Origin of the sequence: Pseudomonas sp. MYb118, from assembly GCF_040947875.1 — a bacterium.
In the GTDB taxonomy this organism is placed as follows: Bacteria; Pseudomonadota; Gammaproteobacteria; order Pseudomonadales; family Pseudomonadaceae; genus Aquipseudomonas.
In genome coordinates, this window is sequence record NZ_JBFRXN010000002.1 from 805,809 (window position 1) to 824,764 (window position 18,956).

The 18,956-nt window shown below is 61.9% G+C and carries 16 protein-coding genes; 13 read left to right on the top strand and 3 right to left on the bottom strand.

The window, feature by feature from the left end; genetic code table 11:
• Positions 1-5: 5 nt before the first annotated feature.
• Complete coding sequence (locus ABVN20_RS09475) at positions 6-878, bottom strand: hemin ABC transporter substrate-binding protein (RefSeq protein ID WP_368555382.1); 873 nt, start codon at positions 876-878, stop codon at positions 6-8.
• Between the two features lie 168 nt (positions 879-1,046).
• Between ABVN20_RS09475 and ABVN20_RS09480 the strand changes: the two genes are divergently transcribed.
• A complete protein-coding gene (locus ABVN20_RS09480; protein WP_368555383.1) occupies positions 1,047-1,364 on the top strand; it encodes a Rieske (2Fe-2S) protein in 318 nt (105 codons plus the stop codon).
• On the opposite strand, the gene sfsA is transcribed toward ABVN20_RS09480, so the two are convergent.
• Positions 1,361-2,074 (bottom strand): DNA/RNA nuclease SfsA, encoded by a 714-nt coding sequence (gene sfsA / locus ABVN20_RS09485; protein ID WP_368555384.1) that lies wholly within the window; start codon positions 2,072-2,074, stop codon positions 1,361-1,363. The two genes, ABVN20_RS09480 and sfsA, sit on opposite strands and share 4 nt — an antisense overlap.
• Positions 2,074-3,246: a pyridoxal phosphate-dependent aminotransferase gene (locus ABVN20_RS09490; protein WP_368555385.1), complete on the bottom strand. Its 1,173-nt coding sequence runs from the start codon at positions 3,244-3,246 to the stop codon at positions 2,074-2,076. The genes sfsA and ABVN20_RS09490 overlap by 1 nt, the downstream gene beginning before the upstream one ends.
• Positions 3,247-3,582: 336 nt before the next feature.
• Between ABVN20_RS09490 and dksA the strand changes: the two genes are divergently transcribed.
• The 12 genes from dksA (at position 3,583) to acs (ending at position 18,884) form a co-directional block, all read left to right on the top strand.
• On the top strand, positions 3,583-4,017 hold the full coding sequence (gene dksA / locus ABVN20_RS09495; protein ID WP_368555386.1) for an RNA polymerase-binding protein DksA: 435 nt from the start codon (positions 3,583-3,585) through the stop codon (positions 4,015-4,017).
• A 189-nt stretch (positions 4,018-4,206) separates the two neighbouring features.
• Positions 4,207-5,094 (top strand): tRNA glutamyl-Q(34) synthetase GluQRS, encoded by an 888-nt coding sequence (gene gluQRS / locus ABVN20_RS09500; protein ID WP_368555387.1) that lies wholly within the window; start codon positions 4,207-4,209, stop codon positions 5,092-5,094.
• 77 nt (positions 5,095-5,171) lie between these two features.
• Positions 5,172-5,348 (top strand): hypothetical protein, encoded by a 177-nt coding sequence (locus ABVN20_RS09505; protein WP_003176118.1) that lies wholly within the window; start codon positions 5,172-5,174, stop codon positions 5,346-5,348.
• Positions 5,332-8,286 (top strand): ATP-binding protein, encoded by a 2,955-nt coding sequence (locus tag ABVN20_RS09510; RefSeq protein ID WP_368555388.1) that lies wholly within the window; start codon positions 5,332-5,334, stop codon positions 8,284-8,286. Before ABVN20_RS09505 ends, ABVN20_RS09510 begins: the two co-directional genes overlap by 17 nt.
• Before the next feature lie 22 nt (positions 8,287-8,308).
• The gene (locus ABVN20_RS09515) at positions 8,309-9,745 is read left to right on the top strand and encodes a sigma-54-dependent transcriptional regulator (protein WP_368555389.1); all 1,437 of its coding nucleotides are present in this window, start codon (positions 8,309-8,311) and stop codon (positions 9,743-9,745) included.
• Between the two features lie 672 nt (positions 9,746-10,417).
• Positions 10,418-11,821 (top strand): polynucleotide adenylyltransferase PcnB, encoded by a 1,404-nt coding sequence (locus ABVN20_RS09520; RefSeq protein WP_368555390.1) that lies wholly within the window; start codon positions 10,418-10,420, stop codon positions 11,819-11,821.
• A gap of 4 nt (positions 11,822-11,825) precedes the next feature.
• Entirely contained in the window at positions 11,826-12,311 is a 486-nt protein-coding gene (folK, locus tag ABVN20_RS09525) for a 2-amino-4-hydroxy-6-hydroxymethyldihydropteridine diphosphokinase (protein ID WP_368555391.1), read from the top strand.
• 356 nt (positions 12,312-12,667) lie between these two features.
• A complete protein-coding gene (panB, locus tag ABVN20_RS09530; RefSeq protein ID WP_368555392.1) occupies positions 12,668-13,468 on the top strand; it encodes a 3-methyl-2-oxobutanoate hydroxymethyltransferase in 801 nt (266 codons plus the stop codon).
• The gene (panC, locus tag ABVN20_RS09535) at positions 13,465-14,322 is read left to right on the top strand and encodes a pantoate--beta-alanine ligase (RefSeq protein WP_368555393.1); all 858 of its coding nucleotides are present in this window, start codon (positions 13,465-13,467) and stop codon (positions 14,320-14,322) included. Before panB ends, panC begins: the two co-directional genes overlap by 4 nt.
• 146 nt (positions 14,323-14,468) lie before the next feature.
• On the top strand, positions 14,469-14,849 hold the full coding sequence (gene panD / locus ABVN20_RS09540) for an aspartate 1-decarboxylase (protein WP_119956178.1): 381 nt from the start codon (positions 14,469-14,471) through the stop codon (positions 14,847-14,849).
• A 219-nt stretch (positions 14,850-15,068) separates the two neighbouring features.
• On the top strand, positions 15,069-16,733 hold the full coding sequence (pgi, locus tag ABVN20_RS09545; protein WP_368555394.1) for a glucose-6-phosphate isomerase: 1,665 nt from the start codon (positions 15,069-15,071) through the stop codon (positions 16,731-16,733).
• Positions 16,734-16,946: 213 nt separating this feature from the next.
• Entirely contained in the window at positions 16,947-18,884 is a 1,938-nt protein-coding gene (gene acs, locus ABVN20_RS09550; protein WP_368555395.1) for an acetate--CoA ligase, read from the top strand.
• Positions 18,885-18,956 lie beyond the last annotated feature (72 nt).

Sequence of the window (18,956 nt, forward strand, 5' to 3'; positions counted from 1 at the left end):
TACGGTCATGGGGTGGGGGTGCCGGGGTAAAACAGGTCACTGACCTTTTTCAGCGCAACGGGCAGTCGCGGGCCGAGGCCACCCACCAGCAGCGTCGGGTCAAGCTCCATGACGCGCCCATCCTTCGCCGCGCGGGTCGAAGACAGGATCGGGTTTTCCTTGAACAACGCAGCGCGGGCCGCCTCGCCCGTCAGCGCACGGTCGGCGAACACCAATACCTGGGGATCGAGGCTGATCAGCGATTCGTTGGAAAAAGGTTTGTAGCCGGTGTGAGTCGCCAGGTTATGCCCACCGGCCTGCTGGATCAGCCAATCGGCCGCGGTGTCCTTGCCGGCAATCAGCGGTTTGCCGCCGGCATGACCGACCAGCAAAAGCACACCGGGTGATGCCTGGGTCAACTGAGCCTTGGTCACACGGACTTTCTGCTGCTGAAGTTGCTGCTGATAATCCTGGAACACCTGCCCTGCCTTGGCTTCGGCGCCGAGCAACTTGCCCAGGTGCTGCAAGTTACCCTGCAACGTCGGCAGATCAGGCTGGGCGGAGAACAACTCGACCTGCACACCCGCCGTGCGGATCTGCGACAGCACCGGTGGCGGCCCCATTTCTTCAGTGCCCACGAGTATTTGCGGGCGCAGGCTCAGGACGCCCTCCGCCGACAACTGCCGCTGATAGCCGATGCTGGGCAACGCCCTGAGCGATTCCGGGTGCTGGCTGGTGGTGTCGACACCGACCAGTTTCGCTTCGCCGCCCAGCGCGCTGACCCACTCCGACAGCGCACCACCGGCGCTGACCCAACGTTGCGGCAGCTCATCCGCTGCGGCGTGGTGGCTGACGATAAGTCCGACACAAAACGCAACAACGCGGGCACTCAGACGCATAAACAGCTTCCTTTGTAGGGTTTTTCCCAGGCATTGAGGTGTCGAGCCAAGTATCCTCGGCGTTTGGCACCTCTGTCCTGCGGACAAGGCGGCCATTTGATAATTGTTTGCATTTGAACGTCAAGCTCGGACATATCTGGTCACGAGCCACCGACGTTGAGGATAGCCATGAAGTTTCTTTGCGCAGGCGCCGAGTTGGCCGACTCCAGCAGCCGCGGGTTCGACGTCGATGGCCAGAAGCTGTTCGCCGTGCGCCGCAGCGGCCAGGTCTACGTCTACCTCAACCGCTGCCCGCACCGTGGGGTGGGGCTGGAATGGACGCCCGACCAGTTTCTCGACCCCAGCAACAGCCTGATCCAGTGCGCCACCCACGGCGCACTGTTCCTGATCGAGGACGGCGAGTGCGTGGCCGGCCCCTGCGCCGGACAATCCTTGAGCCGCGTGGACAGCCGAGAAGACGAGCAAGGGATCTGGGTCGGCCTTTAACCGCCGAGCAACACGTCCAGACGCCGCTCCACACGCATTTCCTCGTGACTCAAACGCACGCCATAAGCCAACACCTCGACCCCGGCTGCCACCGCTTCACGCAAGGCCGACGCGTACGCCGCATCAATCTCGTCGGCGGGACGCACGGCATCAATGTCGGTCAGACTCACACAATACAACTGCACCGCACGAATGCCGTCCCGCGCCAGGTGAGCCAGCTCGCGCAAATGCTTGGCGCCGCGCTGGGTCACGGCATCGGGAAACGCCGCGACCGAGGAGCCATCGAAACCCAGGGTTACACTTTTGACTTCCACGTACGCCGGCCCGGCCGGGTAATCGAGACGGAAGTCGATACGACTGCTCTCCTGGCCGTAGGCCACTTCACGCTTGAGCCCGGTGAAGCCGTCGAGTTCGGTAATGATGCCGCTGCGCAGCGCCTCTTCGATCAAGCCGTTGGCGCGTCCGGTGTTCACACAAAACAGCCGGCCCTGCGGGGTTTCACCGATCTCCCAGGTCCCCGGCAATTTGCGTTTCGGGTCGTTGGAGCGGCTGAACCAGACTTGCCCGCCTGCCACCTGGCAATTGAGCATCGAGCCGGTATTCGGACAGTGAATGGTCAACAGCTCGCTGTGGACGGTTTCGATGTCCGCGAGAAACCGCTTGTAGCGCCGGATCAGGCGCCCTTCTTCCAGTGGAGGATCAAAACGCATCAGCCTTGCCAGCTCCGCAAACCGCGCGCGATGCGCTCCACCGCTTCCTGCAGGCGCGGCAGGCTCTGGGTATAGGCAAAACGAACGTGATGGCCGGCCTGGTAGCGCCCGAAGTCCAGACCCGGGGTGAACGCCACATGTTCGGTCTCCAGGAAATGTTTGCAGAACGCGAAGGCATCGACGCCGAACTGGCTGATATCGGCGTACAAATAAAAGGCGCCTTCCGGCTCCACGGCGATATTGAAGCCCAGCTCTCGCAAAGCCGGCAGCAGGAAGTCCCGGCGTCGGCCGAATTCTGCCCGGCGCTCTTCCAGGATGGCGATGGTCGCCGGCTCGAAGCAGGCCAGCGCGGCGTGCTGCGCCACACTCGGGGCACTGATGTAGAGATTCTGCGCCAGCTTTTCCAACTCACCGACCGCGGCATCCGGTGCGACCAGCCAGCCAAGGCGCCAACCGGTCATGCCGAAATACTTGGAAAAACTATTCAGGACGAAGGCATCGTCATCCACCTCCAGCACGCTGGCGGCATCGGTGCCATAGGTCAGGCCGTGGTAGATCTCGTCGACCACCAGATGGCCATGGCGCGCCTTGAGTGCTTTCGACAGCCCAGCCAATTCATCGCGGGTCAGGATCGTCCCGGTCGGATTGGCCGGCGATGCCACCAGCGCACCTACGCTGTCGTGATCCCAATGGCGCTCGACCAGGTCCGGTGTCAGTTGATAACGCACCTCCGGCCCCACCGGCACCAGTTGCGCCGCGCCTTCCACCAGCCGCAGGAAATGCCGGTTGCAGGGGTAACCCGGGTCTGCCAGCAGCCAGTGCTTGCCCGGATCCACCAGCAACGCGCTGGCCAGCAGGAGCGCACCGGAACCGCCCGGCGTGATCAGGATGCGCCGTGGGTCGATATTCAAACCGTAACGCTGCTCATAGAAGCTCGAGATCGCTTCACGCAGCTCGGGAATGCCGCGGGCGGCGGTGTAACGGGTCTTTCCCGCCGACAGAGCGGCCTGGCCGGCCTGGATGATCGGCTCGGCTGTGGTGAAGTCCGGCTCGCCGATTTCCAGATGGATCACATCTAGGCCGGCGGCCTGCAGTTCATTGGCTCGCGCCAGCAGCGCCATGACGTGGAACGGTTCGATTGCGCGACTGCGGGCACTGTAGGACTGAGCCATTGGCCTTCCTTCAACAAAGGGGAAAAAACCGATTCTACCCAAGCGCAGGAACGAGCGAGAACCAAAAGCGGTCACACACCTTGAAACCCTGGCCACAAACGACTCATGCGAGTGCGCAAGGTTTGACTAAAATCATTAATTGATCAGGCCTCCATCACCACCAGAGCGGACTTTGCAATCATTTGCAAGCCCCACGGGCCGTGCCCTCGACATCCGGGAGTAGCGCGGTCCGATTTGATCTGGTAAGTTCGCCCGCTTGCAGCCGCAGGGCCGGCGGGTGCCGGTGATGGAGCAATCCTGCGCAGATGGATTACAAGAGTAGAGGCGGTCTATTTCATGTCCACCCAAGCAAAGCAACAACCAATCAGCGGCTTCGAACCCTACGTGGAAACAGCGGGCGAGGAGTACATGGGCAAGCCCATGCGCGCTCACTTCACCAAGGTCCTGAACAAGTGGAAACAGGACTTGATGCAGGAAGTCGACCGCACGGTTGATCACATGAAGGACGAAGCAGCCAACTTCCCAGACCCGGCAGACCGTGCCAGCCAGGAAGAAGAGTTCGCCCTCGAACTGCGCGCCCGCGACCGTGAGCGCAAGTTGATCAAGAAGATCGACAAGACCCTGCAACTGATCGAAGACGAAGAATACGGCTGGTGCGAATCCTGCGGCGTCGAGATCGGCGTCAAGCGCCTGGAAGCCCGCCCTACCGCCGACATGTGCGTAGACTGCAAGACCCTGGCGGAAATCAAGGAAAAACAAGTCGGCAAGTAATGGCCGCTTGAATGAAGAACGGAGCGTGCGAACGCTCCGTTTTTGTTTCTGATATTCCCTGCCCCCTGTAGGAGCGAGCTTGCTCGCGATGCGGTCTGACATTCAAATAGGAAGTGACTGACACATCGCATCGCGAGCAAGCTCGCTCCTACAGGGGCGTGGTGCACACCTGAAATTGATATCGCCCCCATGAAATCCCGTACCTACATCGGACGCTTCGCCCCCACCCCCAGCGGCCACCTGCATTTCGGTTCGCTGGTCGCCGCGCTGGCCTCTTACCTCGACGCCCGTGCGGTGGGTGGGCGCTGGCTGGTGCGCATGGAAGACCTCGATCCGCCAAGGGAAGAGCCCGGCGCCCAGGCGGCGATTCTCCAGGCCCTGGAAAGCTACGGTTTCGAGTGGGATGGCGACATGGTCCGCCAGAGCGAGCGCCACGACGCCTACGCCAACATGCTCGATCAGTTGTTCAACCATGGCCTGGCGTATGCCTGCACCTGTTCGCGCAAACAACTCGAGCCCTATCACGGCATCTATCCGGGGATCTGCCGCAACGCCGGCCACGGCACGGAGGACGCAGCGATCCGTCTGCGGGTGCCCGAACTCGAATACCACTTCATCGACCGCGTGCAAGGCGAGTACCGCCAGCACCTGGGCCGCGAGGTCGGCGATTTCGTGATCCGCCGCCGCGATGGCTTGTACGCCTACCAACTGGCGGTGGTGCTCGATGACGCCTGGCAAGGCATAACCGACATCGTGCGCGGCGCCGACCTGCTGGACTCGACGCCACGCCAGCTGTACTTGCAGGAACTGCTCGGTTTCTCGCAACCGCGTTACCTGCACCTGCCGCTGATCACCCAGCCCGACGGTAACAAACTCGGCAAGTCCTATCGCTCGCCACCACTGACCAAAGACCAGGCAACACCTTTGTTGCTGCGGGCATTGCGCGCCCTCGGGCAGAATCCGGGGCCCGAACTGGCCTACGCAACCCCGCGGGAAGTGCTGGACTGGGGCATCGCCCACTGGGATGCGTTGAAGATCCCGCGCACACTCACCCTGCCGGAAGCGCAACTACAGTGATCAGACTTGCAGTGGCGCCGCCATCCGTTACCATCGCCGCACGTTTTCGGGCACGCACATAAAAAAGAGAGGCCGGGATGTACATCTATCGCTTGGTCCTGCTCCTGGTAGTGGGGATCTATCTGTTCTCCCCAGCCATCATGGATTGGTGGATCGACGCCACAGGCGCCTGGTATCGCCCTTATCTGCTCTGGCTGATCCTGATCGTCGTGACCTTCATCCTGCAGAGCCAAAAAGATGCCGATGAGCTTTAGCCTGACCCAGATGATCCTGATCAGCGCCGCCTACCTGGCGGTGCTGTTCGGCGTGGCCTGGGTCAGCGAACGGGGCATGATCCCGCGGGCGATCATTCGCCACCCGCTGACCTACACCCTGTCGCTGGGGGTCTACGCCAGCGCCTGGGCGTTCTACGGCACGGTGGGCCTGGCCTACCAGTATGGTTATGGCTTCCTGTCCAGTTACCTGGGGGTATCCGGGGCCTTCCTGTTGGCGCCGGTGTTGCTGTATCCGATCCTGAAAATCACCCGCACCTATCAGCTGTCGTCGCTGGCCGATCTGTTCGCGTTCCGTTTTCGCAGCACCTGGGCGGGCGCGCTGACCACGATCTTCATGCTCATCGGCGTGCTGCCGTTACTAGCCCTGCAAATTCAGGCGGTGGCCGACTCCATCAGCATTCTGACCCGCGAGCCGGTGCAACATCGCGTGGCGCTGAGCTTCTGTGCGCTGATCACGCTGTTCACGATTTTCTTCGGTTCGCGGCATATCGCCACCCGCGAGAAACATGAAGGCCTGGTGTTCGCCATCGCCTTCGAGTCGGTGATCAAGCTGATCGCCATCGGCGGCGTCGGCCTGTACGCGCTGTACGGCGTGTTCGACGGCCCGCAACAGCTGGAACTGTGGCTGCTGCAAAACCAGACCGCCCTCGCCGCCTTGCACACGCCGTTGCAGGAAGGCCCATGGCGCACGCTGCTGTTGGTGTTCTTCGCCTCGGCCATCGTGATGCCGCACATGTATCACATGACCTTCACCGAAAACCTCAACCCGCGCTCGCTGGTCAGCGCGAGCTGGGGCCTGCCGCTGTTCCTGCTGCTGATGAGCCTGGCGGTGCCGCTGATTCTCTGGGCCGGCCTGAAGCTGGGCGCCACCACCAACCCCGAATTCTTCACCCTGGGCATCGGCATCGCCGCCAACAGCCAGGCCCTGGCGCTGCTGGCTTATGTCGGCGGGCTATCGGCCGCCAGCGGCCTGATCATCGTCACCACCCTGGCCCTGTCCGGGATGGCCCTCAACCACCTGGTCCTGCCGCTGTACCAGCCGCCGGCCGAGGGCAACATCTACCGCTGGCTGAAATGGACCCGCCGCGCGCTGATCGTCGCGATCATCATGGCCGGCTACGGTTTTTACCTGCTGCTGGGTGCCGAGCAGGACCTGGCGAACCTGGGTATCGTCGCTTTCGTCGCCACCCTGCAGTTCCTCCCGGGCGTGCTCTCGGTCCTGTACTGGCCGACCGCCAACCGGCGCGGTTTCATCGCCGGCCTGCTGGCGGGGATCTTCGTCTGGCTGGTGACCATGCTGTTGCCGCTGGTGGGCAATCTGCAGGGCTTCTACATTCCGCTGCTGAACATGATCTACGTGCTGGACGACACCAGCTGGCACATGGCGGCCATCGCCTCGCTGGCCGCCAACGTGCTGATGTTCACCCTGATTTCGCTGTTCACCAATGCCAGTACCGAAGAGGCCAGCGCCGCCGAAGCCTGCGCCGTGGACAACGTGCGTCGCCCGCAACGCCGCGAACTGCACGCCGCCTCGCCGCAGGAGTTCGCCACGCAACTGGCCAAGCCCCTGGGCGCCAAGGCGGCGCAGAAGGAAGTCGAGCAGGCCCTGCGCGATCTCTACCTGCCCTTCGACGAACGTCGCCCATATGCGCTGCGCCGTCTGCGTGACCGCATCGAGGCGAACCTCTCCGGCCTGATGGGGCCGAGCGTGGCGCAGGACATGGTCGAAACCTTCCTGCCGTACAAGGCTGGCGGCGAAAACTACGTGACCGAAGACATTCACTTCATCGAAAGTCGCCTCGAGGATTACCACTCACGCCTGACCGGCCTGGCCGCCGAGCTCGATGCCCTGCGCCGCTATCACCGCCAGACCTTGCAGGAACTGCCGATGGGCGTCTGCTCCCTGGCCAAGGACCAGGAAATCCTCATGTGGAACAAGGCCATGGAGGAGCTGACCGGGATCGCTGCGCAGCGCGTGGTCGGCTCGCGCCTGATGACCATCGCCGAGCCGTGGAAAGGCCTGCTGCAGGGCTTCATCAACGTGCCCGACGAGCACTTGCACAAACAGCACCTGGCCCTCGATGGCCAGACCCGCTGGCTGAACCTGCACAAGGCGGCCATCGACGAGCCGCTCGCGCCGGGTAACAGCGGCCTGGTGCTGCTGGTCGAGGACCTGACCGAAACGCAGATGCTCGAAGACAAGCTGGTGCACTCCGAGCGTCTGGCCAGCATCGGCCGGCTGGCCGCGGGCGTGGCCCACGAGATCGGCAACCCGATCACCGGCATTGCCTGTCTGGCGCAGAACCTGCGCGAAGAACGCGAAGAAGACGGCGAACTCAAGGAAATCAGCGGGCAGATTCTCGAACAGACCAAACGTGTGTCGCGCATCGTCCAGTCGCTGATGAGCTTCGCCCATGCCGGCAGCCACCAGCACAACGATGAAGCCGTCTGTCTGGCCGAAGTGGCCCAGGATGCAATCGGCCTGCTGGCCCTGAACCGACGCAATTTCGAGGTGCAGTTCTACAACCTGTGCGACCCCGAACACTGGGTCGAAGGTGACCCGCAGCGCCTCGCCCAGGTACTCATCAACCTGCTCTCAAACGCCCGTGACGCCTCGCCTCCCGGCAGTGCGGTGCGCGTCAAGAGCGAGGCTTTCGAGCACACGGTCGACCTGATCGTGGAGGACGAAGGCAGCGGTATTCCCAAGAACATCATGGACCGGTTGTTCGAACCATTCTTTACCACCAAGGACCCTGGCGAAGGCACCGGTCTGGGCCTTGCACTGGTCTATTCCATCGTTGAAGAGCATTATGGACAAATCACCATCGACAGCCCGGCTGATGTTCAGAGCCAACGCGGCACCCGTATCAGGGTGACTTTGCCGCGTCATGTCGAAGCGACGTCCGCTGTGAACTGAGACCGTCGAGAGTATCGAATCAATGCCGCACATTTTGATCGTCGAAGACGAAACCATTATCCGCTCCGCCTTGCGCCGCCTGCTGGAACGCAACCAGTACCAGGTCAGCGAAGCCGGTTCAGTGCAGGAAGCACAAGAACGCTTCACCATTCCCACGTTCGACTTGATCGTCAGTGACCTTCGCCTTCCAGGCGCACCGGGCACCGAATTGATCAAGCTTGGCCAGGGCACTCCGGTGCTGATCATGACCAGCTACGCCAGCCTGCGCTCGGCGGTCGACTCGATGAAGATGGGCGCGGTGGACTACATCGCCAAGCCCTTCGACCACGATGAAATGCTCCAGGCCGTGGCCCGCATCCTGCGCGATCGCCAGTCGGCCCCCGTTGCCGGCGAAGCAGTGGCCGGCAAAGCTGCCAATGGTGCGGCGAAATCGGGCACCGACAGCAGCAACGGCGAAATCGGCATCATCGGCTCATGCCCACCGATGCAGGACCTCTACGGCAAGATTCGCAAAGTCGCACCGACCGACTCCAACGTGCTGATCCAGGGCGAGTCCGGTACCGGCAAGGAGCTGGTGGCGCGCGCCCTGCACAACCTGTCCAGGCGCGCCAAGGCACCAATGATTTCGGTGAACTGCGCGGCGATTCCGGAAAGCCTGATCGAATCCGAGCTGTTCGGCCACGAGAAAGGCGCGTTCACCGGCGCCAGCGCCGGGCGTGCCGGCCTGGTGGAAGCCGCGGACGGCGGCACCCTGTTCCTCGATGAAATCGGCGAACTGCCGCTCGAAGCCCAGGCCCGCCTGCTGCGCGTATTGCAGGAAGGCGAGATTCGCCGGGTCGGTTCGGTGCAATCGCAGAAGGTTGACGTGCGTTTGATCGCCGCGACCCACCGCGACCTCAAGAGCCTGGCGAAAATCGGCCAGTTCCGTGAGGACTTGTACTATCGCCTCCACGTGATTGCCCTGAAACTGCCGGCACTGCGTGAGCGCGGTGCCGACGTCAATGAAATCGCCAACGCGTTCCTGGCCCGTCAGAGCGCGCGGATCAACCGCACCGACCTGAAGTTCGCCCCGGACGCCGAGCAGGCGATTCGTCACTATTCCTGGCCGGGTAACGTGCGCGAACTGGAAAACGCGGTCGAGCGCGCGGTCATCCTGTGCGAGAGCCCGGAAATTTCCGCCGAACTGCTGGGCATCGACATCGAACTGGGCGACCTCGAAGATGACGAGTTCATCGGCCTGGCGCCGCAACAGGGCAATGGCGCCGCCAACAGCAGCCACGAGCCGACCGAGGACCTGTCACTGGAAGACTATTTCCAGCACTTCGTCCTCGAACACCAGGACCACATGACCGAAACCGAGCTGGCGCGCAAACTGGGCGTCAGCCGCAAATGCCTGTGGGAACGCCGCCAGCGCCTGGGCATTCCACGGCGCAAGACCGGAGTGGCCAGCGAAAGCTGAGCGCGGTAACGCATGATTGTGTGAAAAAACTGTTACCGCAGTTTTTTCACGTAACAGAAGCCGGGGCTTACGGTAACGAAACCCCGGCTTTTTTTCGCCCCGAAAAACCTGCCGGATGCACGTAACCCCTTGTTTTACTGGGTTTCGCAAAAGTTGGCACGCACCCTGCTATATGTTTGGTACAAGAACAATAACAAGCAATGCATAAGACAATAAAAATAAGACGAATCGACTCACGCACAATAAAAACAAGACGGCGAGAGGCGCAGCTAACTGATTCTTTTGGAGAGGCGTTGTATTTGGGGCGTGCCCCACGACCAGGCCGAGAACAACAAAAACTGTCCTAAGACAGAGCCTGTACTGGTTGGATCGCAAGATCACTGCAACTCAGCGACCAAAGCAATCCGTTTGCTCTTGGCTCCCGATTGGGAGGGTCATGAAGGGAAAACCTCATGGCATGGGCACTCAACAAAAACAAAAAGCCCGAAACCAATAACAAAAATAGAGCATGCAACTACTTCTTGGGGAGCTTCGGCTCCCCTTGTAGTTTCCGCCCTCCTGGACCTCTTCCTACGGTCTCCTACACCATCCTCTGACTAAATGCTAGAATCCCCGCCCATCATGCGGTCATTCTTCGTTTTTGGCCGAACATTCCTTCAAACAGTGCATCCCATGCTGAAGAAGCTGTTCCAGTCATTCCGTTCTCCCAAGCGTATTACGCAACACATCCGCAGCACGCCTGAAGTGCTTAACAGCGGTCAACATTCGCTGCAGAAGGCGCAATTCAGCCGATACGCGGTGAATATCGTCGAACGCCTGCAGAGCGCCGGTTACCAGGCTTATCTGGTCGGCGGTTGCGTGCGCGACATGCTGCTGGGCATCACGCCCAAGGATTTCGACGTCGCCACCAGCGCCACACCTGAACAGGTGCGCGCCGAATTCCGCAATGCGCGAATCATCGGTCGCCGGTTCAAGCTGGTGCACATTCACTTCGGTCGCGAAATCATCGAAGTGGCAACCTTTCGCGCCAATCACCCGCAAAACGACGAGGAAGAAGACAGCAATCAGTCTTCGCGTAATGAAAGCGGGCGCATTCTGCGCGACAACGTCTACGGCACACTGGAGGAAGACGCCCAACGTCGCGACTTCACCATCAACGCCCTGTATTACGATCCGGTCAGCGAGCGCATCCTCGATTACGCCAACGGCGTACACGACATCCGCAACCACCTGATCCGCCTCATCGGCGACCCGAAACAGCGTTACCAGGAAGACCCGGTGCGCATGCTGCGGGCCGTGCGTTTTGCCGCCAAGCTGAATTTCGGCATCGAAAAACACAGCGCCTTGCCGATCCGCGGCCTGGCACCGATGCTGCGCGAAATCCCGTCGGCGCGCCTGTTCGAAGAAGTGCTCAAGCTGTTCCTCTCCGGCTACGCTGCGGACACCTTCGAGATGCTGGTCGACCTGCAACTGTTCGATCCGCTGTTCCCGGCCAGTGCCGAAGCCCTGGAATACAACCCGACGTACACCCACACCCTGATCAGCGAAGCGCTGATCAACACCGACCTGCGCATCAAGCAGAATAAACCGGTGACCCCGGCGTTCCTGTTTGCCGCCTTGCTCTGGCCTGCCCTGCCCGCTCGCGTACTGCGCCTGCAGGAGCGTGGCATGCCGCCGATTCCGGCGATGCAGGAAGCGGCGCACGAGCTGATTGCCGAACAATGCCAGCGGATTGCGATTCCAAAACGCTTCACCATGCCGATCCGGGAAATCTGGGACATGCAGGAACGCCTGCCACGCCGCAGCGGCAAACGCGCCGACCTGCTGCTGGACAACCCGCGTTTCCGCGCCGGTTACGACTTCCTGCTGCTGCGTGAAAGCGCCGGCGAACAGACCGATGGCCTGGGCGAGTGGTGGACCGATTACCAGGACGCCAACGACAGCGAGCGTCGGGACATGATCCGCGACCTCAGCGGCAAGGAAGACGGCGCTCCGGGTGCTCCGCGCAAGCGTCGTCGCAGCAGCGGCGCCAAGCGCAAACGCGCCGCCGGTGCACCGAGCGCCTCGGGCGAGTAACCCTATGGAGCGCATCTACATCGGCATGGGCAGCAACCTGGCCGACCCTGCCGAACAATTGCGCAGCGCGCTCGATGCGCTGGCGCAGTTGCCGCAAACCGAGTTGGCCGGGGTGTCGGCGTTTTACCAGAGCGATTCGCTGCTGCCTGGCCAGCCGCGCTACACCAACGCGGTGGCGGCCCTCGACAGCGCGCTGGCGCCGCTGACGCTGCTGGATGCGCTGCAAGCGATCGAAAACGGCCAGGGCCGCGAGCGTCTCGAACGCTGGGGGCCCCGTACGCTGGACCTCGATATCCTGCTGTTTGGCGATCGACTGATCGACGAGCCCCGCCTGAAAGTGCCCCACTACCACATGCAGGAACGTGCCTTCGTCCTGTACCCGCTGGCCGAGCTGGCGCCCGCCGACCTGCGCCTGGCGGATGGCCGCCCACTGGCCGACCTGCTCGCTGCCTGCCCGTTCGTCGGGCTGGAACGCCTCCCGCAGCACTGAAAACGCCCCCCTGTAGGAGCGAGCTTGCTCGCGATTGCGATAGGACAGTCACCTCAGCAGTGACTGACACTCCGCTATCGCGAGCAAGCTCGCTCCTACAGGGGAGTCATGTGCTGCCAGTGCTGAATCGCATCAGTCCCCTTCGGTAACACCCCAGTCGTAACATTGCGGTAACACACGTAATTGACTTCCCGAGTTCTCCTCACGACTATAGGCGTCCCGCTGCCGCCAACAAGGCGCTAAAGGGCGCAATCCAGGCCTTATAAGCACGACAACAGAGCGTGCGCCTGTATTTAACGAAGAATCACGCGCGTTACTCGCAGTAGTTTCCATAGCGCCTGAACGAGGAACTTTTCATGCCAGCCATCACCCTGACCACGCTGCAAGGTCTCAAGCAAAAAGGTGAAAAAATCACCATGCTGACCTGCTATGACGCCACTTTCGCCCACGCCTGCAATGAGGCGGGTGTCGAAGTGCTGCTGGTGGGCGACTCCCTTGGTATGGTTCTGCAAGGGCACGACAGCACCCTGCCGGTCACCACTGCCGAAATGGCTTACCACGTCGCCGCCGTGAAACGCGGTAACACTGACGCGTTGATCCTCGCCGACCTGCCTTTCATGGCCTATGCCACGCTCGAACAAACCATGAGCAACAGCGCCACGCTGATGCAGGCCGGTGCGCACATGGTCAAGGTCGAAGGCGCGCTGTGGCTGGCGGACTCGATCCGTCTGCTGGCCGAGCGCGGTATTCCGGTGTGCGCGCACCTGGGGCTGACACCACAGGCGGTGAACATTCTGGGCGGTTACAAAGTCCAGGGCCGCAGCGAAAACCAGGCACGGCAGATGCGCGCCGACGCCATCGCCCTGGAGCAGGCCGGTGCAGCCATGCTGTTGCTGGAGTGCGTACCGAGCGAACTGGCCCAGGAAATCACCCAGGCCGTGGGCATCCCGGTCATCGGTATCGGCGCCGGTAACGGCACCGACGGCCAGGTGCTGGTGCTGCACGACATGCTCGGCCTGTCGATCACCGGCCGCGTGCCGAAATTCGTGAAGAACTTCATGCACGGCCAGACCAGCATTCAGGCGGCGCTCGGCGCCTATGTCGCCGAGGTCAAGGCAACGACTTTCCCTGGCATCGAACACGGATTCTCTGCATGAACACCGTAAAAACCGTACGTGAACTGCGCGCAGCCGTGGCTCGCGCCCGCAGCGAGGGCAAGCGCATCGCCTTCGTCCCGACCATGGGCAACCTGCACAGCGGTCACGTCGCACTGATCACCAAGGCCTCGCAACGGGCGGACTTCGTGGTGGCGAGCATTTTCGTCAACCCGTTGCAGTTCGGCGCCGGCGAAGACCTCGACAAGTACCCGCGCACCCTCGCGGCCGACCAGGAAAAACTGCTCGAAGCCGGTTGTCACCTGCTGTTCGCGCCGACCGTTGACGAAATGTACCCGGGCGGCATGACCGGCCAGACCCGCGTCAGCGTTCCGCAATTGTCCGAAGGCCTGTGCGGCGCCAGCCGTCCGGGGCATTTCGAAGGTGTGGCGACGGTGGTCAGCAAGCTGTTCAACATGGTCCAGCCGGACCTGGCGATCTTCGGCCAGAAAGACTTCCAGCAACTGGCGGTGATTCGTGCGCTGGTGCAGGACCTGAACATGCCGATCCAGATCATCGGCGAGCCGACCGTACGCGCCGACGATGGCCTGGCGCTGTCGTCGCGCAATGGTTTTCTCAATGAAGAGCAGCGCGCGGTGGCACCCGTGGTCTATCGCACGTTGTCGGCAATTGCCGAAGCCATCAAACAGGGCGAACGCGACTATCCAGCCCTGATCGCCGCGCAACGCCAGCAGCTCGAAGCCGCCGGCCTGCGCACCGACTACCTGGAAATCCGGCATGCCCTGACCCTGCGCCCGGCAACGGCAGAGGATCGCGACCTGGTGATCCTGGTGGCCGCGTTCCTCGGCACCACGCGCCTGATCGACAACCTGCACCTGGATCTCGACGCTTCCTGAACCTGGGTATCCATCCTGAACCTGTAGGAGCGAGCTTGCTCGCGATGGCAGTGTGTCAGTCACGAAAAGGCTGGCTGACACACCGCTATCGCGAGCAAGCTCGCTCCTACAGGGATGTAACGTTCCTTTAGACTTGGGAAACACTCATGCACGCCATCATGCTCAAGGCCAAGCTGCATCGCGCCGAAGTCACACACGCTGTTCTCGATTACGAAGGTTCCTGCGCCATCGACGGCGAATGGCTGGACCTGTCCGGCATCCGCGAGTACGAACAGATCCAGATCTACAACGTCGACAACGGCGAGCGCTTCACCACCTATGCGATTCGTGGCGAAGAGGGTTCGCGGATCATTTCGGTCAACGGTGCCGCCGCCCACAAGGCCAAGGTCGGCGACCGTGTGATCATCTGCGCCTACGCCCACTACAGCGAGGCCGAGCTGGCCAGTTTCAAGCCGCGCATGCTCTACATGGCGCCAGGCAATGAGCTGAGCCACACCAGTAACGCCATCCCGGTCCAGGTCGCCTGACCGCCGCGCCTTTCCGTTTGTCGGACCGTTCCCGGCCTCAGGTACAAAAAAGTACCGGGAACGGGTCAGACAAAGTCAAGACAGATTGCAGCGCGAGGTTTACTGTATTCGCCCTGTGCCATGAAATCGTGTCGACGCAGCTGACCGGACGCCCACCCGCAGCGCTCCGGGATTTTTAGTGTTCAAAAGGCCGTTCAAGTAAAAAGGAAACCCGCAGCGATGGCGTACTACCGCACTCCTCACGATGTGACCGCTCTGCCCGCCTGGCAGGCGTTGAATGATCACCGCCAAGCCATGCAGGATTTCAGCATGCGCGAGGCCTTTAATGCCGACCCGCAGCGTTTTACTCAATTTACCCTCAGCAGTTGCGGCCTGTTTCTCGACTACTCGAAGAACCTGATCAACGCCGAGACGCGCAACCTGCTGGTCGGCCTGGCCAACGAAGTGGATCTGCAAGGCGCGATCAAGGCACTGTTCGAAGGCGAAATCGTCAACTCGTCCGAAGGCCGCCCGGCCCTGCACACCGCGCTGCGTCGCCCGGTCGGCGACAAACTGTCGGTCAACGGCGTCAACGTGATGCCGGAAGTTCACAAGGTACTGAACCAGATCACCGACCTCGTGGGCCGTATCCACGATGGTTTGTGGCGCGGTTACACCGAGAAGCCGATCACGGACGTGGTGAACATCGGCATCGGTGGCTCGTTCCTCGGCCCTGAGCTGGTGTCCGAAGCGCTGTTGTCCTACGCGCAAAAAGGCGTGCGCTGCCATTACCTGGCGAACATCGACGGCAGTGAGTTCCACGAACTGACCATGAAGCTGCGCGCCGAAACGACGCTGTTTATCGTGTCGTCGAAATCCTTCAACACCCTCGAAACCCTGAAGAATGCCCAGGCTGCTCGCTCCTGGTACCTGGCGCAGGGCGGTTCGGAAGCCGAGCTGTACCGGCACTTCATTGCCGTTTCCAGCAACAACGCGGCAGCGGTGGCCTTCGGTATTCGTGAAGAAAACATCTTCCCGATGTGGGATTGGGTCGGCGGGCGTTACTCGCTGTGGTCGGCCATCGGTCTGCCGATCGCCCTGGCCATCGGCATGTCGAACTTCAAGGAGCTGCTGTCCGGTGCCTACACCATGGACCAGCATTTCCAGAGCGCGCCGTTCGAACAGAACATGCCGGTGCTGCTGGCCCTGCTCGGTGTCTGGTACGGCAACTTCTGGGGTGCGCAGAGCCACGCGATCCTGCCGTACGACCACTACCTGCGTAACATCACCAAGCACTTGCAACAGCTGGACATGGAATCCAACGGCAAGAGCGTGCGCCAGGACGGCACCTCGGTGTCCACCGATACCGGCCCGGTGATCTGGGGCGGCGTCGGCTGCAACGGTCAGCACGCCTATCACCAGTTGCTGCACCAGGGCACCCAACTGATCCCGGCCGACTTCATCGTGCCGATCGTCAGCTTCAACCCGGTGGCTGACCACCACCAGTGGCTGTACGCCAACTGCCTGTCGCAAAGCCAGGCACTGATGCTCGGCAAGACCCGCGCCGAGGCCGAGGCCGAGCTGCGCGACAAGGGCATGGCCGAAGCCGACGTGCAAAAACTGGCGCCGCACAAGGTGATTCCGGGCAACCGTCCGAGCAACACCCTGGTGGTCGAACGCATCAGCCCCCGTCGTCTGGGTGCACTGGTGGCGATGTACGAACACAAGGTGTTCGTGCAAAGCGTGGTCTGGGGCATCAACGCCTTCGACCAATGGGGCGTGGAGCTGGGCAAGGAACTGGGCAAGGGCGTGTACAACCGCCTGGTCGGCAGCGAAGAAACGGCTGCCGAGGATGCGTCCACCCAGGGCCTGATCAACTACTTCCGCGGTCGTCACCGCGGCTGATCCAGAGCCTCACTGCTACCCCCCCTGTGGGAGCGAGCCTGCTCGCGATTGCGGTCTTTCATTCAACATTGATGTTGGCTGAACTACCCATCGCGAGCAGGCTCGCTCCCACAGTTGTATTGCGGGGAAACCGAGATTTGGGCAACCGGGTTGAACCCTTTCCCTTCTCGGCGCATCTTTACTCTTGTCGCAAAACAAGAATAAGGAACCGTCATGTTCGATATCAGCACGTTCCCCAAAGCCGATGCCGTCCGCCGGGCTGCACAATTGAGTCAAGACGACTACCAGCGCCTGTATAAAGAATCCGTCGAACACCCCAGCAAATTCTGGGCGGAACAGGCCACGCGCTTTCTGCAATGGAGCAAACCCTGGGACACCGTCCAGCGTTACAACCTGAAAACCGGTGAAGCCAGCTGGTTTGCCGGCGGCCAGTTGAATGTCAGCTACAACTGCATCGACCGCCACCTCAAAGACCGCGGCGACCAGACTGCCATCATCTGGGAAGGCGACGACCCCGCCGAATCCGCGCAGATCACCTATCGAAAACTCCATCACCACGTCTGCCGCCTGGCCAACGTGCTGAAAAGCCGTGGCGTGAAGAAAGGCGATCGGGTGTGCATCTACATGCCGATGATTCCCGAAGCCGCCTACGCGATGCTCGCCTGTGCGCGCATCGGTGCGGTGCATTCGGTGGTGTTTGGCGGGTTTTCTCCCGATTCGGTGCGGGACCGCATTCTCGACGCCGACTGCCGCACGGTGATCACCGCCGATGAAGGCGTGCGCGGCGGCAAATACGTGTCCCTCAAGGAGAAAGTCGACAAGGCGCTGCTGAGTTGCCCGAACGTCAGCACGGTGATCGTGGTCGAGCGCACCCAGGGCCAGGTGAACTGGGTCGAGGGCCGCGATATCTGGTATCACCAGGCCCTGCGCGACGTCAGCGACGACTGCCCGCCCGAGCCGATGGACGCCGAGGACCCGCTGTTCATCCTCTACACCTCCGGCAGCACCGGCAAACCCAAGGGCGTGTTGCACACCACCGGCGGCTACCTGCTGCAAGCGGCCATGACCTTCAAGTACGTGCTCGACTATCGCGACGAAGAAGTCTTCTGGTGCACCGCCGACGTCGGCTGGGTCACCGGCCACAGCTACATCGTCTACGGCCCGCTGGCCAACGGCGCGACCACGCTGGTCTTCGAAGGCGTGCCGAGCTACCCAAGCAGCTCACGCTTCTGGCAGGTCATCGACAAACACAAGGTGAACATCTTCTACACCGCGCCGACCGCCCTGCGTTCGCTGATGCGCGAAGGGGCGGGACCGCTGAAGGAAACCTCGCGGGCGAGCCTCAGGTTGCTCGGCAGTGTCGGTGAGCCGATCAACCCGGAAGCGTGGGAATGGTACTTCAACGCCGTCGGCGAGCAGCGCTGCCCCATCGTCGATACGTGGTGGCAGACCGAAACCGGCGGCATCATGCTCAGTCCCCTGGTCAGCGCCCAGCAGGTCAAGCCCGGTTGCGCCACACAACCGATGTTTGGCGTGCAGCCGGTGCTGCTGGACGAAGTCGGCAAGGAGATCAAGGGACCCGGCAGCGGCGTGCTGGCGATCAAGTCCAGTTGGCCGGCGCAGATCCGCAGCGTCTACGGCGACCCGCAACGCATGGTCGACACCTACTTCAAGCCCTACCCCGGTTACTACTTCACCGGCGACGGCGCCCGCCGCGACGAGGACGGCGACTACTGGATCACCGGGCGGATCGACGACGTGATCAACGTTTCCGGGCACCGCATCGGCACTGCCGAAGTGGAAAGCGCCCTGGTGCTGCACGACAGCATCGCCGAGGCCGCCGTGGTCGGTTACCCCCATGACGTCAAGGGCCAGGGCATTTATGCCTTCGTCACGCCCATGAACGGCACCCAGCCCAGCGACGAGCTGAAAAAGGACCTGCTGGCCCACGTCAGTTCGGAAATCGGCAGCTTCGCCAAACCGGACCTGATCCAGTGGGCACCGGCCCTGCCGAAGACCCGGTCGGGCAAGATCATGCGGCGGATCCTGCGCAAGATTGCCTGCAATGAGCTGGACAGCCTGGGGGATACCTCGACCCTGGCCGATCCGAGCGTGGTGCAGGAGCTGGTTGATAAGCGCCTGAACCAGTAAAAGATCGCGAGCAAGCTCGCTCCTACAGGGAATCTGCATACCCCTGTAGGAGCGAGCTTGCTCGCGATAGCT

What these genes read in the sequence shown, in the direction of transcription:
- ABVN20_RS09475 (WP_368555382.1), bottom strand. Translation starts at nt 878, where the DNA reads ATGCGTCTGAGTGCCCGCGTTGTTGCGTTTTGTGTCGGACTTATCGTC.
- ABVN20_RS09480 (WP_368555383.1), top strand. Translation starts at nt 1,047, where the DNA reads ATGAAGTTTCTTTGCGCAGGCGCCGAGTTGGCCGACTCCAGCAGCCGC.
- sfsA (WP_368555384.1), bottom strand. Translation starts at nt 2,074, where the DNA reads ATGCGTTTTGATCCTCCACTGGAAGAAGGGCGCCTGATCCGGCGCTAC.
- ABVN20_RS09490 (WP_368555385.1), bottom strand. Translation starts at nt 3,246, where the DNA reads ATGGCTCAGTCCTACAGTGCCCGCAGTCGCGCAATCGAACCGTTCCAC.
- dksA (WP_368555386.1), top strand. Translation starts at nt 3,583, where the DNA reads ATGTCCACCCAAGCAAAGCAACAACCAATCAGCGGCTTCGAACCCTAC.
- gluQRS (WP_368555387.1), top strand. Translation starts at nt 4,207, where the DNA reads ATGAAATCCCGTACCTACATCGGACGCTTCGCCCCCACCCCCAGCGGC.
- ABVN20_RS09505 (WP_003176118.1), top strand. Translation starts at nt 5,172, where the DNA reads ATGTACATCTATCGCTTGGTCCTGCTCCTGGTAGTGGGGATCTATCTG.
- ABVN20_RS09510 (WP_368555388.1), top strand. Translation starts at nt 5,332, where the DNA reads ATGCCGATGAGCTTTAGCCTGACCCAGATGATCCTGATCAGCGCCGCC.
- ABVN20_RS09515 (WP_368555389.1), top strand. Translation starts at nt 8,309, where the DNA reads ATGCCGCACATTTTGATCGTCGAAGACGAAACCATTATCCGCTCCGCC.
- ABVN20_RS09520 (WP_368555390.1), top strand. Translation starts at nt 10,418, where the DNA reads ATGCTGAAGAAGCTGTTCCAGTCATTCCGTTCTCCCAAGCGTATTACG.
- folK (WP_368555391.1), top strand. Translation starts at nt 11,826, where the DNA reads ATGGAGCGCATCTACATCGGCATGGGCAGCAACCTGGCCGACCCTGCC.
- panB (WP_368555392.1), top strand. Translation starts at nt 12,668, where the DNA reads ATGCCAGCCATCACCCTGACCACGCTGCAAGGTCTCAAGCAAAAAGGT.
- panC (WP_368555393.1), top strand. Translation starts at nt 13,465, where the DNA reads ATGAACACCGTAAAAACCGTACGTGAACTGCGCGCAGCCGTGGCTCGC.
- panD (WP_119956178.1), top strand. Translation starts at nt 14,469, where the DNA reads ATGCACGCCATCATGCTCAAGGCCAAGCTGCATCGCGCCGAAGTCACA.
- pgi (WP_368555394.1), top strand. Translation starts at nt 15,069, where the DNA reads ATGGCGTACTACCGCACTCCTCACGATGTGACCGCTCTGCCCGCCTGG.
- acs (WP_368555395.1), top strand. Translation starts at nt 16,947, where the DNA reads ATGTTCGATATCAGCACGTTCCCCAAAGCCGATGCCGTCCGCCGGGCT.